General features: G+C 52.4%; 13 protein-coding genes. 7 read left to right on the top strand and 6 right to left on the bottom strand.

Translation table 11 applies throughout. The features are described from left to right. Positions 1 to 217: 217 nt before the first annotated feature. Positions 218 to 2236, top strand: coding sequence for an NADPH-dependent 2,4-dienoyl-CoA reductase (gene fadH, locus QUE34_RS18970; RefSeq protein WP_050009868.1), 2019 nt, complete (start codon positions 218 to 220; stop codon positions 2234 to 2236). 44 nt (positions 2237 to 2280) lie between these two features. Here fadH and higA read toward each other — a convergent pair whose 3' ends face one another. The 3 genes from higA to rlmG form a co-directional block, all read right to left on the bottom strand. Continuing rightward, positions 2281 to 2697, bottom strand: a complete 417-nt coding sequence (gene higA / locus QUE34_RS18975; RefSeq protein WP_000560266.1) for a type II toxin-antitoxin system antitoxin HigA — start codon at positions 2695 to 2697, stop codon at positions 2281 to 2283. Then, positions 2694 to 3008, bottom strand: coding sequence for a type II toxin-antitoxin system toxin HigB (gene higB / locus QUE34_RS18980; protein WP_032303813.1), 315 nt, complete (start codon positions 3006 to 3008; stop codon positions 2694 to 2696). The genes higA and higB overlap by 4 nt, the downstream gene beginning before the upstream one ends. Positions 3009 to 3263: 255 nt before the next feature. After that, the gene (rlmG, locus tag QUE34_RS18985; protein WP_000018675.1) at positions 3264 to 4400 is read right to left on the bottom strand and encodes a 23S rRNA (guanine(1835)-N(2))-methyltransferase RlmG; all 1137 of its coding nucleotides are present in this window, start codon (positions 4398 to 4400) and stop codon (positions 3264 to 3266) included. Between the two features lie 84 nt (positions 4401 to 4484). Here rlmG and QUE34_RS18990 point away from each other — a divergent pair, with 84 nt between their 5' ends. From QUE34_RS18990 to sstT, 5 genes are all read left to right on the top strand, one after another. Continuing rightward, positions 4485 to 4988 carry a M48 metallopeptidase family protein gene (locus QUE34_RS18990; RefSeq protein WP_001295542.1) on the top strand — a complete coding sequence of 168 codons (504 nt, stop codon included), beginning with the start codon at positions 4485 to 4487 and terminating at the stop codon, positions 4986 to 4988. A gap of 77 nt (positions 4989 to 5065) precedes the next feature. Next, positions 5066 to 5758, top strand: coding sequence for a SanA/YdcF family protein (locus QUE34_RS18995; protein WP_032303814.1), 693 nt, complete (start codon positions 5066 to 5068; stop codon positions 5756 to 5758). Between the two features lie 78 nt (positions 5759 to 5836). Further along, entirely contained in the window at positions 5837 to 6823 is a 987-nt protein-coding gene (locus QUE34_RS19000; protein ID WP_103253354.1) for a Gfo/Idh/MocA family protein, read from the top strand. Positions 6824 to 7105: 282 nt separating this feature from the next. After that, positions 7106 to 8071: a TerC family membrane protein Alx gene (gene alx, locus QUE34_RS19005; protein WP_001098830.1), complete on the top strand. Its 966-nt coding sequence runs from the start codon at positions 7106 to 7108 to the stop codon at positions 8069 to 8071. A gap of 322 nt (positions 8072 to 8393) precedes the next feature. Further along, complete coding sequence (gene sstT / locus QUE34_RS19010) at positions 8394 to 9638, top strand: serine/threonine transporter SstT (protein ID WP_032303816.1); 1245 nt, start codon at positions 8394 to 8396, stop codon at positions 9636 to 9638. A 3-nt stretch (positions 9639 to 9641) separates the two neighbouring features. On the opposite strand, the gene QUE34_RS19015 is transcribed toward sstT, so the two are convergent. The 3 genes from QUE34_RS19015 to uxaC form a co-directional block, all read right to left on the bottom strand. Then, positions 9642 to 10196 carry a YgjV family protein gene (locus QUE34_RS19015; RefSeq protein ID WP_032303818.1) on the bottom strand — a complete coding sequence of 185 codons (555 nt, stop codon included), beginning with the start codon at positions 10194 to 10196 and terminating at the stop codon, positions 9642 to 9644. Between the two features lie 82 nt (positions 10197 to 10278). Further along, positions 10279 to 11766 carry an altronate dehydratase gene (gene uxaA / locus QUE34_RS19020; RefSeq protein ID WP_032303819.1) on the bottom strand — a complete coding sequence of 496 codons (1488 nt, stop codon included), beginning with the start codon at positions 11764 to 11766 and terminating at the stop codon, positions 10279 to 10281. A gap of 14 nt (positions 11767 to 11780) precedes the next feature. Beyond that, the gene (uxaC, locus tag QUE34_RS19025) at positions 11781 to 13193 is read right to left on the bottom strand and encodes a glucuronate isomerase (protein ID WP_000187451.1); all 1413 of its coding nucleotides are present in this window, start codon (positions 13191 to 13193) and stop codon (positions 11781 to 11783) included. Between the two features lie 482 nt (positions 13194 to 13675). Between uxaC and exuT the strand changes: the two genes are divergently transcribed. Beyond that, positions 13676 to 14974 (top strand): hexuronate transporter ExuT, encoded by a 1299-nt coding sequence (exuT, locus tag QUE34_RS19030; protein ID WP_001298326.1) that lies wholly within the window; start codon positions 13676 to 13678, stop codon positions 14972 to 14974. Positions 14975 to 15009 lie beyond the last annotated feature (35 nt).

Below are 15009 nucleotides of genomic sequence, written 5' to 3' on the forward strand. Positions count from 1 at the left end.
CGGCTGGCGGATGCGGCGTAAACGCCTTATCCGCCCTACATGTACGTTCCCCCAGGTCGGATAAGACGCGGCAAGCGTCGCATCCGGCATTACCACCAGCGTATTCTTTTTGATTCCCATCACAAACCCCGCACTCCCCTTTTCCCTTTTCTCCAGCGACGGCTAAATTAGAACTCATCCGACCACATAACAATTATTTTACATACTGGACAATTTTATGAGCTACCCGTCGCTGTTTGCCCCGCTTGATTTAGGTTTTACCACGTTAAAAAACCGCGTGTTGATGGGTTCAATGCACACCGGGCTGGAGGAATACCCGGACGGTGCCGAGCGGCTGGCGGCGTTTTATGCTGAACGCGCCCGTCACGGCGTGGCGCTGATCGTTAGCGGCGGTATTGCACCTGATTTAACAGGCGTTGGCATGGAAGGCGGTGCAATGCTCAATGACGTCAGCCAGATCCCGCACCATCGCACCATTACCGAAGCGGTACATCAGGAAGGCGGCAAAATCGCCCTGCAAATTTTGCATACCGGACGCTACAGCTACCAACCGCATCTGGTAGCGCCCTCCGCGTTGCAGGCCCCCATCAACCGTTTCGTTCCTCATGAACTCACCCATGAAGAGATCCTGCGACTGATCGACGATTTCGCCCGCTGCGCGCAACTGGCGCGGGAGGCCGGATACGATGGCGTCGAAGTGATGGGCTCTGAAGGGTATTTGATCAACGAATTTCTGACTCTGCGCACCAACCAGCGTAGTGACCAGTGGGGCGGCGATTACCGCAACCGGATGCGGTTTGCCGTCGAAGTAGTGCGTGCGGTGCGCGAGCGCGTCGGCAACGACTTCATTATTATCTATCGGCTGTCGATGCTCGACCTGGTAGAAGGCGGCGGGACTTTAACCGAAACGGTAGAACTGGCGCAGGCCATTGAAGCGGCGGGCGCAACCATTATCAACACTGGAATAGGCTGGCATGAAGCGCGGATCCCGACCATCGCCACGCCAGTGCCGCGCGGCGCATTTAGCTGGGTCACACGCAAACTGAAAGGTCACGTCTCATTGCCGCTGGTGACCACCAACCGGATTAACGATCCGCAGGTTGCCGACGATATTCTCTCGCGCGGTGATGCCGATATGGTATCGATGGCGCGACCGTTTCTTGCTGATGCGGAGCTGCTGTCAAAAGCGCAATCGGGGCGAGCCGATGAGATCAACACCTGCATTGGCTGCAATCAGGCCTGTCTCGATCAGATCTTTGTCGGCAAGGTCACCTCGTGTCTGGTGAATCCTCGCGCCTGCCACGAAACCAAAATGCCGATCCTTCCCGCCGTGCAGAAAAAAAATCTGGCGGTGGTCGGCGCAGGTCCGGCGGGGCTGGCGTTTGCCATCAATGCGGCGGCGCGTGGTCATCAGGTAACGTTGTTTGATGCACATAGCGAGATCGGCGGGCAGTTTAATATCGCCAAACAGATCCCCGGCAAAGAGGAATTTTACGAAACATTGCGCTACTACCGCCGGATGATCGAAGTAACGGGCGTGACACTGAAACTTAATCACACCGTGACCGCAGATCAGTTAAAGGCGTTCGATGAAACGATCCTCGCCAGTGGGATCGTACCGCGCATTCCGCCCATCGACGGGATCGATCATCCGAAGGTGTTGAGTTATCTCGACGTACTGCGCGACAAAGCGCCAGTGGGCAACAACGTCGCCATCGTCGGTTGTGGTGGGATTGGCTTTGATACAGCGATGTATTTGAGTCAGCCAGGGGAGTCCACCAGCCAGAATATCACCGAATTTTGTAAAGAGTGGGGCATCGACAGTAGCCTGCAACAGGGTGGTGGGTTAAGCCCGCAAGGCATGCAGATCCCCCGTAGCCCACGACAGATTGTGATGCTTCAACGCAAAGCCAGCAAACCAGGGCAAGGGTTGGGCAAAACTACGGGCTGGATCCATCGCACCACCCTGCTCTCACGGGGTGTAAAAATGATCCCAGGCGTAAGTTACCAGAAGATCGATGATGAAGGGCTGCATGTGGTGATCAACGGCGAACCGCAAATTTTGGCGGTAGATCATGTGGTGATCTGCGCGGGGCAGGAGCCAAACCGCACGCTGGCGCAACCGCTCATTGATAGCGGGAAAACCGTGCATTTAATTGGCGGCTGCGATGTGGCTATGGAGCTGGACGCACGACGGGCAATTGCCCAGGGAACACGGTTGGCGCTGGAGATTTAAATCGTTATTTGAAGTGCCGGATGTGACGCATCCGGCACGTCGCGTTAATCAATAAACAAGGCGGGAGAAATGCCGAATCGCGTTGCCAGTTTTTTAGCGTGTTCCAGCGTTAATTTCCTCTTCCCGCTCAAAACGCGTGACACCATCGATTTACTGCCAATTTCCGGCAGATCGGAAAGGGTTAAACCATATTGATCCATAAGGGTACGAATCACAGCTATACCGCCAGGCATGGCTTGAGCCATGGCATTAAATTCAGCAAATTCGGGCGCTGATTCTTCCCACGCGGTTATTTTGGCACACACCAGATCCAGCAAGGGGTTTTCAGGATCGTTGAGCAGCAGATGATCTACCAGTTCCAGCGCCTGGGTGTATTGTTCCTCGTTCTGAATACCCGCCAGAAAAGGTGCCACAGCAGTTAGCTTTTCTCCTGCTTGCAAGATGTCGGCAATCGCAATCATTTTTTCCCCTTAGTACGATGAACGGCGGTAAAGAAATCGTATTCTTTATGCGTCATAACTTCACGTATGTAGCACTTTTGCGATTCAAAAAAGACCATTGCTACAACACGTAATTCATTGCCCCCGACATTGAAAACATAATGCTTATCCAGATATTTGAAGTTATCCAGAGAAGGGAATACTGCTTTTAATGACTCAGGTTTTTTGAAATATCCCTTAGCAATCGTGTTCCCCAGAGCCCCCAACTCCGTTTTATGTTGCGGGTATTTTTCCGCAGCATCTTTCAATTCTTTTTGAGTTATCAGGTGCATTCTTCATCACGTCCGTTGACAAATTGGCAACGGATGAATTTATCTGTGTGACGGAAGAATAAACGTAGAAAAACGCTAAACAAGAGAATGTAGAGGATGGTGACAGGGATTTTTTGTTTTATGGAAGCGCGATTCCAGAACTGGGCAGACATTGCCGGATGCGACGCTTGCCGCGTCTTATCCGACCTGGGGGTAATGTGCTGAACGTATGCCGGATAAGGCGTTTACGCCGCATCCGGCAGGTAGCTGTCAATCTTACCGACGACGCCCCAGCTTCACCGCTTTCAGCACCACAAATTTATTATTTGTGGCAATGGTGGTGCAGTTGCCAAAAATTTTCTTCAGTTTATGGAAGTAATCCAGGTGACGGTTGGCAACGATATACAGCTCGCCGTTGATTTTCAGGCAGCGGCGCGCGTGGTGGAACATTTCCCAGGCAACGTTATCGGTCAGTGCATGTTGCTGGTGAAACGGCGGGTTGCAGAGCACAGCATTAAAGCGGAACGGCTCCACGCCGGAGAGCGCGTTGTTGATCATAAACTCGCAGCGATCCAACGCCTCTGGCATGTTGGTTTCAACATTCAAACGGCTGGAAGCAACCGCCATCGGTGATTCATCGACAAACACCACTTTCGCCTGCGGGTTTTTATCAAGCAGCGTCAGGCCAATAACGCCGTTACCACAACCGAGATCGACAACCTCACCCTCGAGATTCTCTGGCAGATGCTGCATAAAGAAGCGCGCGCCAATATCAAGCCCGGTGCGTGAGAAGACATTCGCATGGTTGTGGATAGTCCAGTCAGTACCCTCCAGCTTCCAGCTAACGGTTTGCGGTGCATCAACCAGCGGCGGCTCGTTGAAAGTGCAGTTAATCAGGCGCGCTTTCTTCCATGCCAGCGTGGTGGTGGTCGGGCCGAGCACTTTTTCGAACAGTTCCAGCGTGGAGGTGTGAATGTCACGGGCTTTAGCACCGGCAATAATACGTGTATCCGGCGTGACTACTTTGCGCAATGCGCGCAGTTGCTGTTCCAGCAATGCCAGTGTTTTCGGCACTTTGATCAGTACCACGCCCGGCTGCTGCGGGTAGTCAGCGGTGCTGTCGAGAAACTTCACGCTCGATTCATCAATCCCGTTGAGGCGTAAATTCTCGCGCGTCGCCAGTTCGCTGATGTATGAGTCGCCAATGCTGTACGGCTTATGTTCCGCCAGCGCACAACTTAACGCCCCAAAGGCATCATTCAGGATTAACACCGGGCCGCGGATTTCTGTGTCGTCCAACTGTTGCAGCAAATATTCATCTGCCGCTTCCCACGCCTGTAGCGGGTTAACGTCATCCGTCGCCGGAAAACGTTGTAGTGTCAGTGAACGGAAACCGTTGTCTAAGTGGCTCATCGGCCCTCCTGAATGATAAAATTTCGACGTTGCCCCTGAAAAGGGTGCGTGAGTATACCCTTTTTCTCTTTTTCGTGGGCGGTTATGAGCAATCTTACTTATCTTCAGGGTTATCCCGAACAGTTGCTTTCCCAGGTGCGCACGCTGATTAATGAACAGCGTCTGGGCGATGTGCTGGCAAAACGCTATCCGGGAACACACGACTACGCCACCGATAAAGCCCTTTGGCAATATACTCAGGATCTGAAAAATCAGTTTCTGCGTAATGCTCCACCGATCAATAAAGTGATGTATGACAACAAGATCCATGTGCTGAAAAACGCGCTCGGGTTACATACCGCTGTTTCGCGTGTGCAGGGCGGCAAGCTGAAAGCAAAAGCAGAGATCCGCGTCGCTACCGTGTTTCGCAACGCGCCGGAACCGTTTTTGCGCATGATCGTGGTGCACGAGTTGGCGCACCTGAAGGAGAAAGAGCACAACAAAGCGTTTTACCAGTTGTGCTGTCATATGGAACCGCAGTACCACCAGCTTGAGTTCGACACCCGGCTGTGGCTAACGCAGTTGTCGCTTGGGCAGGACAAAATCTGAAAATGATGTCAGGCGTTATCTTTTCCTCCTTTAGCGCCTAAAATCGACCTCCCCCCCTTTCGTTAAGGATAACGACCATGCTGCGCGCATTTGCCCGCCTTTTTCGCCGCGTTTGTTTTTCTCGCCGGACTCTAAAGATTGCCTGCTTACTGTTACTTGTGGCAGGAGCGACAATTTTTATCGCCGATCGCGCAATGGTCAACGCCAGCAAACAGCTGACCTGGAACGATGTTAACGCCGTTCCAACACGCAACGTGGGTTTATTGTTGGGGGCGAGGCCGGGTAATCGCTACTTTACCCGACGCATTGATACCGCCGCAGAGTTGTACCACGCCGGAAAAGTGAAATGGCTACTAGTGAGCGGCGATAACGGACGTAAAAATTACGATGAAGCCTCAGGCATGCAGCAGGCTTTGATCGCTAAAGGCGTACCCGCAAAAGTCATCTTCTGCGACTATGCCGGATTCTCAACGCTTGATTCGGTGGTGCGTGCCAAAAAGGTGTTTGGTGAAAGCCATATCACTATTATTTCGCAAGAATTTCATAACCAACGCGCCATCTGGCTGGCAAAACAGTACGGCATCGATGCCATCGGGTTTAACGCACCAGACCTGAATATGAAACATGGTTTTTATACTCAGCTGCGGGAGAAACTCGCTCGCGTCAGCGCAGTGATTGACGCGAAAATCCTCCATCGACAGCCGAAATATCTCGGGCCGTCGGTCATGATTGGGCCGTTTAGCGAGCATGGCTGTCCGGCGAAAGAATAATGCGTATCTGCGCACGTCGAAGATGAAAAAGGCGTGCTACATTGACGGCAGAATCCCTTTATGGAGTATCCACGCGTTATGATACGTTTCGCTGTGATTGGCACGAACTGGATCACCCGCCAGTTCGTCGAGGCCGCCCATGAGAGCGGTAAATACAAGTTAACCGCTGTCTATTCCCGCAGCCTTGAAAAGGCCCAGCACTTCGCCAATGATTTTTCTGTCGAGCATCTGTTTACGTCGCTGGAAGCGATGGCAGAAAGTGATGCTATTGACGCGGTGTATATTGCCAGCCCGAATGCCCTGCACTTTTCCCAGACACAACTTTTCCTTAGCCATAAAATTCATGTGATTTGCGAGAAACCGCTGGCGTCGAATCTGGCGGAAGTGGATGCCGCCATTGCCTGTGCGCGGGAAAATCAGGTGGTGCTGTTTGAGGCATTTAAAACCGCCAGCCTGCCGAATTTCCATTTGTTACGCCAGGTACTGCCGAAAGTTGGCAAATTGCGTAAAGTCTTTTTCAACTATTGCCAATATTCCTCGCGATATCAACGTTATCTGGACGGCGAGAATCCCAACACCTTCAATCCGGCATTCTCCAACGGTTCAATTATGGATATCGGCTTTTACTGTCTGGCGTCGGCGGTGGCGTTATTTGGTGAACCGAAAAGCGTGCAGGCAACCGCCAGTTTGCTGGCAAGTGGTGTGGATGCCCACGGCGTGGTGGTGATGGATTACGGTGATTTCAGCGTTACCTTGCAGCACTCAAAGGTCAGTGATTCTGTGCTGGCAAGTGAGATTCAGGGCGAAGCGGGATCGCTGGTGATTGAAAAACTGTCTGAATGCCAGAAAGTTTGCTATGTGCCGCGCGGCAGCCAGATGCAGGATCTTACCCAACCGCAGCATATTAATACCATGCTGTACGAAGCAGAGCTGTTCGCTACCCTGGTGGATGAACATCTGGTAGATCATCCAGGGCTGGCGGTCAGTCGTATCACCGCCAGGCTGCTGACCGAGATCCGCCGCCAGACCGGGGTGATTTTTCCGGCAGATAGCGTAAAACTATAATAGCCAAAGTAAAACAGTGTAAAAGGGATGTAACAGACCATTGACTGACCGAATGGTCTGTCATACTTTGTTACCTGCAAAGGGGAGTAACTTCATTGCCGGTCGATCGTCATTACGATGTGTGAAAAACCACATCCGGTCACCGGGCAACCCGAAAGGAATACGCAGACGTATTCCTTTTTTGTTGTAAGTGAGACCTTGCCGGAAGGCGAGGTCTATGCATAAAAAGCAGCGGCTGACGTCTTCCGACGTTGGCCGTTTTTTTATGTGTAAGGAACTTCTATGAATACTGTCGGCACGCCGTTGCTATGGGGCGGATTCGCTGTTGTTGTCGTCATTATGCTGGCTATCGACCTGTTGTTGCAGGGGCGTCGCGGGGCACATGCCATGACCATGAAACAGGCTGCGGCCTGGTCGCTGGTCTGGGTGACACTGTCGTTATTGTTTAATGCCGCTTTCTGGTGGTATCTGGCGCAGACACAGGGGCGCGAAGTCGCGGACCCTCAGGCATTGGCCTTCCTCACGGGTTATCTGATTGAGAAATCACTGGCGGTCGATAACGTCTTCGTCTGGCTGATGTTGTTCAGCTATTTCTCTGTTCCGGCGGCATTACAACGCCGCGTGCTCGTGTATGGCGTACTCGGGGCGATTGTTCTGCGTACCATCATGATCTTCACTGGCAGCTGGCTGATTTCGCAGTTCGACTGGATCCTGTATATCTTCGGTGCCTTCCTGCTGTTTACTGGCGTGAAGATGGCGCTGGCTCATGAAGATGAATCAGGTATTGGTGACAAGCCGCTGGTGCGCTGGCTGCGCGGTCATTTGCGCATGACCGACACCATCGACAACGAGCATTTCTTTGTGCGTAAGAATGGTTTGTTGTATGCCACGCCGCTGATGCTGGTACTGATTCTGGTGGAGTTGAGCGACGTGATTTTCGCCGTGGATAGCATTCCGGCTATCTTCGCTGTTACCACCGATCCGTTTATTGTGCTGACCTCAAACCTGTTTGCGATCCTCGGCCTGCGTGCGATGTATTTCCTGCTGGCGGGCGTAGCAGAACGTTTCTCGATGCTCAAATATGGTCTGGCAGTGATTCTGGTGTTTATCGGTATCAAGATGCTGATTGTCGACTTCTACCATATTCCGATCGCCGTTTCGCTGGGTGTGGTGTTTGGCATTCTGGTGATGACGTTTATTATCAACGCCTGGGTGAATTATCGGCATGATAAGCAGCGGGTGGGATGATTTTTAATCTGCCTAAGCCGTGTACCTTGTCATCAACATGAGCACCGTTTTCTCCCTCTCTCTTCCAGGGAGAGGGGACTGACCGAGTACTTTTTTGACGTTGTCATCAGTCTGGAAGCCGCACGTTGGGCTTTATTTTTATGTCAAACAAATGTAACCATTAAGTTGCAAAATATGACCTCTCTTTAAAATCCAGCATTTTTCGCTTCCCGAAGCTGTAACTTTCCTTATACTCGACCTTGCAAACACTTTGTTACATCCTGAAAGATGCGTCGACAGAACGCACCAGGGATGTGCGACAACACAATGAAAGGATCGAAAAATGACTACGCAACGTTCACCGGGGCTATTCCGGCGTCTGGCTCATGGCAGCCTGGTAAAACAAATCCTGGTCGGCCTTGTTCTGGGGATTCTTCTGGCATGGATCTCAAAACCGGCGGCTGAAGCTGTCGGTCTGTTAGGTACTTTGTTCGTTGGTGCCCTGAAAGCTGTAGCGCCGATTCTGGTGCTGATGCTGGTAATGGCATCTATTGCTAACCACCAGCACGGGCAGAAAACCAACATTCGCCCTATTCTGTTCCTCTATCTGCTGGGCACCTTCTCTGCTGCTCTGGCCGCGGTAGTCTTCAGCTTTGCCTTCCCTTCTACCCTGCACTTGTCCAGTAGCGCGAGTGATATTTCGCCACCGTCAGGCATTGTAGAAGTGATGCGTGGGCTGGTAATGAGCATGGTTTCCAACCCCATCGACGCGTTGCTGAAAGGTAACTACATCGGGATTCTGGTGTGGGCAATTGGCCTCGGTTTTGCACTGCGTCACGGTAACGAAACCACTAAAAACCTGGTCAATGATATGTCGAATGCCGTCACCTTTATGGTGAAACTGGTCATTCGTTTCGCACCAATCGGTATTTTTGGTCTGGTAGCTTCAACGCTGGCAACCACCGGTTTCTCCACCCTGTGGGGCTACGCGCAACTGCTGGTGGTGCTGGTTGGCTGTATGTTGCTGGTGGCGTTGGTGGTTAACCCGCTGCTGGTATGGTGGAAAATTCGTCGTAACCCGTTCCCGCTGGTGCTGCTGTGCCTGCGCGAAAGCGGCGTGTACGCCTTCTTCACCCGCAGCTCTGCGGCGAACATTCCGGTGAATATGGCGCTGTGTGAAAAGCTGAATCTGGATCGTGATACCTATTCCGTTTCTATTCCGCTAGGTGCAACGATCAATATGGCGGGCGCAGCAATCACCATTACCGTGTTGACGCTGGCTGCGGTTAATACGCTGGGTATTCCGGTGGATCTACCAACGGCGCTGCTGTTGAGCGTAGTTGCTTCTCTGTGCGCCTGTGGTGCGTCCGGCGTGGCAGGTGGTTCTCTGCTGCTGATCCCGCTGGCCTGTAATATGTTCGGTATTTCGAACGATATCGCCATGCAGGTGGTTGCCGTCGGCTTTATCATCGGCGTATTGCAGGACTCTTGCGAAACCGCGCTGAACTCTTCAACTGACGTGCTGTTCACTGCAGCAGCTTGCCAGGCGGAAGACGATCGTCTGGCAAATAGCGCCCTGCGTAACTAATACTTAGCCCCTTTCGTCTACGGCGGAAGGGGTTGTTTTCTCTACTTTAAACGGATCAATTCCCCTTCTCTGCATACGCCAAAAACGAATGATATTCAGGCCATTCATCAGCAGAAAACTCCCCTCAATCATCGTGCCGCCTATCGACCCCGCCCAGAAGTTGTGAATCACCCAGCAACACGTTGAAAACCACATTACGCAGCGCATGGTCAGCCCTTTACAGCGGAATAGCGCCCAGGTACTGACAATCGTGCCGATAACCGGCAATAGTTCGACAGGATGATGGAACTTCGCGAGGCCAATTCCGCCAGTCAGCACAATAAAAATCGCCATTACCCATAAGCTGCGCGTGCGTAAGGTAATCAATGTACGAATGGCATTAAGGATGGCACTGGCACCAGCGGGATAGGTGCCCAGAAGAAAAAAATGTACGCCAATAACGGCGCTATAGACCGAAAGCTGCTTTTTGAAGCGACGTTCGTCACGATTGAAAAATGTTGTGATACCAATCAGAAAGGCGATGACACCCACGCCCTGGGCCAGCCAATACGCGGTCATGATAAATCCTTAGCAGGTATGGAAAAGCAAACGGCGCTTCACATTATGAAACGCCGTTTTTTATTAACAACTCATTTCGACTTTATAGCGTTACGCCGCTTTTAAAGATCGCCAGTTCGCGGAAGTCGTTACGCTCGTTGCAGGTTTGCTTACCGTTGGCAAACTCAACGATGGTGTCGATAAATTCTTCCAGCAACTGCGGCATCGCTTTACCGTGGATCAGCTGACCCGCGTCAAAGTCGATCCAGTGTTTTTTCTTCGCCGCCAGTTCACTGTTGGTGGCGATTTTCACCGTCGGCACAAATCCACCATACGGCGTGCCACGACCAGTACTGAACAGCACCATATGGCAGCCCGCACCCGCCAGGGCGCTGGTCGCTACGGCATCGTTACCCGGCGCACTTAACAAGTTCAGCCCCGGCGTTTTCAGACGCTCGCCGTAACGCAGCACGTCAACCACGACGCTGGAACCCGCTTTCTGGGTACAGCCAAGTGATTTGTCTTCCAGCGTGGTGATACCGCCCGCTTTGTTCCCCGGCGATGGGTTTTCATAGATCGGCTGGTCATGGGCAATAAAGTACTGTTTGAAGTCGTTGACCATAGTGACCAGTTTTTCAAACGTTGCTTCGTCGCGGCAATGGTCCATCAGCAACTGCTCTGCGCCAAACATCTCCGGCACTTCGGTCAGTACGGTAGTACCGCCGTTAGCAATCACGTAGTCAGAGAAACGCCCCAGCATCGGGTTAGCAGTAATACCAGAAAGACCGTCAGAACCACCGCACTCCAGACCAAACTTCAGTTCGCTGAGTTTGCCTGGCTCACGCTTGTCGTTGCGCATCACGTTATACAGCTGATGCAAATGCTCGATCCCGGCTTCGATCTCATCATCCTGCTGTTGGCAGATCATGAAATGAACGCGTTCAGGATCGATATCGCCCAACGTTTCACGGAATGCGGCAACCTGGTTGTTTTCACAGCCCAGACCAATCACCAGCACTGCGCCCGCGTTCGGGTGGCGCACCATATTTTGCAGCATGGTGCGGGTATTGATGTGATCGTCGCCCAGCTGTGAGCAGCCGTAGGTGTGGCTGAAGAGGAACACGCCGTCAGTACCTTCGGCGTTGTTGGTCTCTTTCAGGAAACGGTTCTGGATCTGCCGCGCGATGCCGTTGACACAGCCCACGGTTGGCAGGATCCACAGCTCATTACGCACCCCGACATCGCCGTTCGCGCGACGATAGATCTGCACTTCACGATCTGCCGCTTGCGCAGGCAGATCCTGAAAATCAGGTTGATAGCGATACTGATCCAGATCGCTCAGATTCGTGCGCGTATTGTGGGCGTGAACGTGTTCCCCCGCCGCAATATCCGCCAATGCATAACCAATCGGCAGGCCATATTTAATGACGTTGGCCCCTTTTGCGATATCCGTTAACGCAAATTTATGTCCACGAGCAACATCCTGGCGCAGCGTAACAGTCTGGTTATCGACACTGACTTCTATGCCTTCCGCCAAATCTGCTAAAGCAACCGCGACGTTATCCAGCGCATGGATCTTGATGTATTGCATATCAACCCCAGACCTTAGTTCAGTTCAATGGCGAAGTAGTCACGCGCATTGTTAAAGCAAATATTTTTCACCATCTCGCCCAGCAGGTTGATGTCCGCCGGTGCTTCGCCCGCTTCCACCCAGCGGCCAATCATCTGGCACAGAATGCGGCGGAAGTATTCGTGACGGGTGTATGACAGGAAGCTACGGCTGTCAGTCAGCATACCGACAAAGCGGCTCAGCAGACCGAGCTGCGCCAGTTGGGTCATCTGACGTTCCATACCGTCTTTCTGATCGTTAAACCACCAGCCGGAACCGAACTGCATTTTGCCCGGCATACCTTCGCCCTGGAAGTTACCGATCATGGTGCCCAGCACTTCGTTATCGCGTGGGTTCAGGCAGTAGAGAATGGTTTTCGGCAGCAGGTTTTCTTCGTTCTGCTTGCTCAGCAACTTAGACAGCTCTTCTGCCATCGGACGGTCGTTGATGGAATCAAAACCTACATCCGGCCCCAGCAGTTTGAACTGACGCAGGTTGTTATTACGCAGTGCGCCGATGTGGTACTGCTGTACCCAGCCGCGACGTGCGTATTCGGCACCAAGGAACACCAGCACCGCAGTTTTGAACTGTGCCACTTCGTGCTCGCTCAGGGTTTCGCCTGCCAGACGGCGCGCCAGAATGCTGTCCAGTTCCGCTTCGTTCGCTTCAGCAAACATCACCACGTCCAGCGCGTGGTCAGACACTTTACAGCCGTGAGCGGCGAAGTGATCCAGACGTTTAGTCAGGGCAGTTTGCAGGTCAGCAAAGCGGCGAATGTCGGTATCGGAAACTTCGCCCAGCTTCGCCATGTAGTCGTTAAAGGTCGCCTGTTCGATGTTGAAGGCTTTGTCCGGACGCCAGCTCGGCAGCACTCTAATGGTGAAAGAGCCGTCTTTGGCGATCTCTGCGTGATGCTCCAGAGAATCGATCGGATCGTCGGTGGTGCCGACCATTTTCACGTTCATCTGCTGCATGATGCCGCGCGCAGAGAAATTATCCTGCGCCAGCAGTTCGTTACATTCGTTCCAGATTTCGTCAGCGGTAGACGGGGAAAGCAATTTGCCGGTAATACCAAATGGACGACGCAGTTCGAGGTGCGTCCAGTGGTATAACGGGTTGCCGATAGTGTGCGGAACGGTCGCCGCCCAGGCGTCAAATTTTTCACGGTCAGACGCATCACCGGTACACAGACGCTCAGCCACGCCATTAGTGCGCATAGCACGCCATTTGTAGTGATCACCTTTCAGCCAGATGTCATACAGGTTTTTAAAACGATAGTCTTCCGCAATCTGCTGCGGCGGCAAATGGCAATGGTAATCGAAAATCGGCTGGTCTTTTGCGTAGTCGTGATACAGACGGCGGGCAAATTCGGTATCTAACAGGAAATCTTCAGTCATAAACGGAGTCATTTTCGTCTTCCTCTCAACGAGTGAGCTAGCTTGCTTATGGTGCGATGCTGACAAAGTTATCACACCAATTTCCAGAGTCCGAAGATATTTTCGTGAGATAGATCAATAAACGTAGTTAAAAAAATTACTCTCAAAGTGGTAAATCTCGCTGCAAGCCGCGCCAGTACTGGCCTCGCTGTCATCAGGTAATGTCCCTACAAATATTCCCACATTTGTGATGGCTCTCACCTTTTAAAGTTGTATGACAAGTTATCTTTCTGCCGTCGCAAATCATAAGTCGACGGAATGCAAATTGCCGATTCATTCATTTGTTAGATGAATCGGGTTAACCGGTACGGAAGCCGAATTAGCACGAAACTTTCATGGCAACGTTCGGGGCGTGCCGGTTTTTTTTCGGTTACCCGGTCGTAACTAACATCTTCAGCCTCTGGCGGGATGATGGCCGCGCTTCCTGCGGATATAACAAAACGATGAGGTTTTACATGCGTAAAATTAAAGGGTTACGTTGGTATATGATCGCACTGGTGACGCTCGGCACCGTGCTTGGTTACCTGACGCGTAACACTGTGGCGGCAGCTGCGCCAACTCTGATGGAAGAGTTAAACATCTCCACCCAACAGTATTCCTATATCATCGCAGCCTATTCTGCTGCTTATACGGTCATGCAACCGGTAGCAGGTTATGTACTGGATGTGCTGGGTACGAAAATCGGTTACGCAATGTTTGCTGTACTGTGGGCTGTGTTCTGTGGCGCAACCGCGCTGGCAGGTAGCTGGGGTGGCCTGGCGGTTGCTCGTGGTGCGGTAGGTGCTGCAGAGGCGGCGATGATCCCGGCGGGTCTGAAAGCCAGTTCCGAATGGTTCCCGGCAAAAGAGCGTTCCATCGCGGTCGGCTACTTTAACGTAGGTTCTTCGATTGGTGCGATGATTGCGCCGCCGCTGGTGGTATGGGCAATCGTGATGCACAGCTGGCAGATGGCATTTATCATCTCCGGTGCGTTGAGCTTTATCTGGGCGATGGCATGGCTGATTTTCTACAAGCATCCGCGCGACCAAAAACATCTGACCGATGAAGAACGTGACTACATTATTAATGGTCAGGAAGCCCAGCACCAGGTTGACACAGCGAAGAAAATGTCCGTTGGTCAGATCCTGCGTAACCGTCAGTTCTGGGGTATCGCGCTACCGCGTTTCCTGGCTGAACCTGCCTGGGGTACTTTTAACGCGTGGATCCCGCTGTTCATGTTTAAAGTTTACGGCTTTAACCTGAAAGAGATCGCGATGTTCGCCTGGATGCCAATGCTGTTTGCTGACCTTGGTTGTATCCTCGGTGGTTACCTGCCGCCGCTGTTCCAGCGTTGGTTTGGCGTGAACCTGATCGTTTCCCGTAAGATGGTAGTAACGCTGGGTGCGGTGCTGATGATTGGCCCAGGTATGATCGGTCTGTTCACTAACCCGTATGTCGCGATTATGCTGCTGTGTATCGGTGGTTTTGCTCACCAGGCCCTGTCTGGCGCACTGATTACGCTCTCTTCTGACGTGTTCGGTCGTAACGAAGTGGCGACGGCGAACGGTTTAACCGGGATGTCCGCATGGCTGGCAAGTACGCTGTTTGCACTGGTAGTCGGTGCACTGGCTGACACCATCGGCTTCAGCCCGCTGTTCGCAGTTCTGGCAGTATTCGACCTGCTGGGTGCGCTGGTTATCTGGACCGTGTTGCAGAACAAACCGGCGATTGAGGTGGCGCAGGAATCACATAACGATCCCGCACCGCAACATTAAGGCTTCGTGTAAGTTTTAGTTTCCCTTCAAAGCCG

Source organism: Escherichia sp. KS167_9B, from assembly GCF_030295215.1.
Classification (GTDB): Bacteria; Pseudomonadota; Gammaproteobacteria; order Enterobacterales; family Enterobacteriaceae; genus Escherichia; species Escherichia coli_F.

Excerpts from the sequence above, each read along its gene's own strand:
- QUE34_RS18990 (WP_001295542.1), top strand. The coding sequence starts at position 4,485 with ATGAGCAATCTTACTTATCTTCAGGGTTATCCCGAACAGTTGCTTTCC.
- fadH (WP_050009868.1), top strand. The coding sequence starts at position 218 with ATGAGCTACCCGTCGCTGTTTGCCCCGCTTGATTTAGGTTTTACCACG.
- QUE34_RS18995 (WP_032303814.1), top strand. The coding sequence starts at position 5,066 with ATGCTGCGCGCATTTGCCCGCCTTTTTCGCCGCGTTTGTTTTTCTCGC.
- uxaA (WP_032303819.1), bottom strand. The coding sequence starts at position 11,766 with ATGCAATACATCAAGATCCATGCGCTGGATAACGTCGCGGTTGCTTTA.
- uxaC (WP_000187451.1), bottom strand. The coding sequence starts at position 13,193 with ATGACTCCGTTTATGACTGAAGATTTCCTGTTAGATACCGAATTTGCC.
- QUE34_RS19015 (WP_032303818.1), bottom strand. The coding sequence starts at position 10,196 with ATGACCGCGTATTGGCTGGCCCAGGGCGTGGGTGTCATCGCCTTTCTG.
- QUE34_RS19000 (WP_103253354.1), top strand. The coding sequence starts at position 5,837 with ATGATACGTTTCGCTGTGATTGGCACGAACTGGATCACCCGCCAGTTC.
- sstT (WP_032303816.1), top strand. The coding sequence starts at position 8,394 with ATGACTACGCAACGTTCACCGGGGCTATTCCGGCGTCTGGCTCATGGC.
- exuT (WP_001298326.1), top strand. The coding sequence starts at position 13,676 with ATGCGTAAAATTAAAGGGTTACGTTGGTATATGATCGCACTGGTGACG.
- alx (WP_001098830.1), top strand. The coding sequence starts at position 7,106 with ATGAATACTGTCGGCACGCCGTTGCTATGGGGCGGATTCGCTGTTGTT.
- higA (WP_000560266.1), bottom strand. The coding sequence starts at position 2,697 with ATGATTGCGATTGCCGACATCTTGCAAGCAGGAGAAAAGCTAACTGCT.
- rlmG (WP_000018675.1), bottom strand. The coding sequence starts at position 4,400 with ATGAGCCACTTAGACAACGGTTTCCGTTCACTGACACTACAACGTTTT.
- higB (WP_032303813.1), bottom strand. The coding sequence starts at position 3,008 with ATGCACCTGATAACTCAAAAAGAATTGAAAGATGCTGCGGAAAAATAC.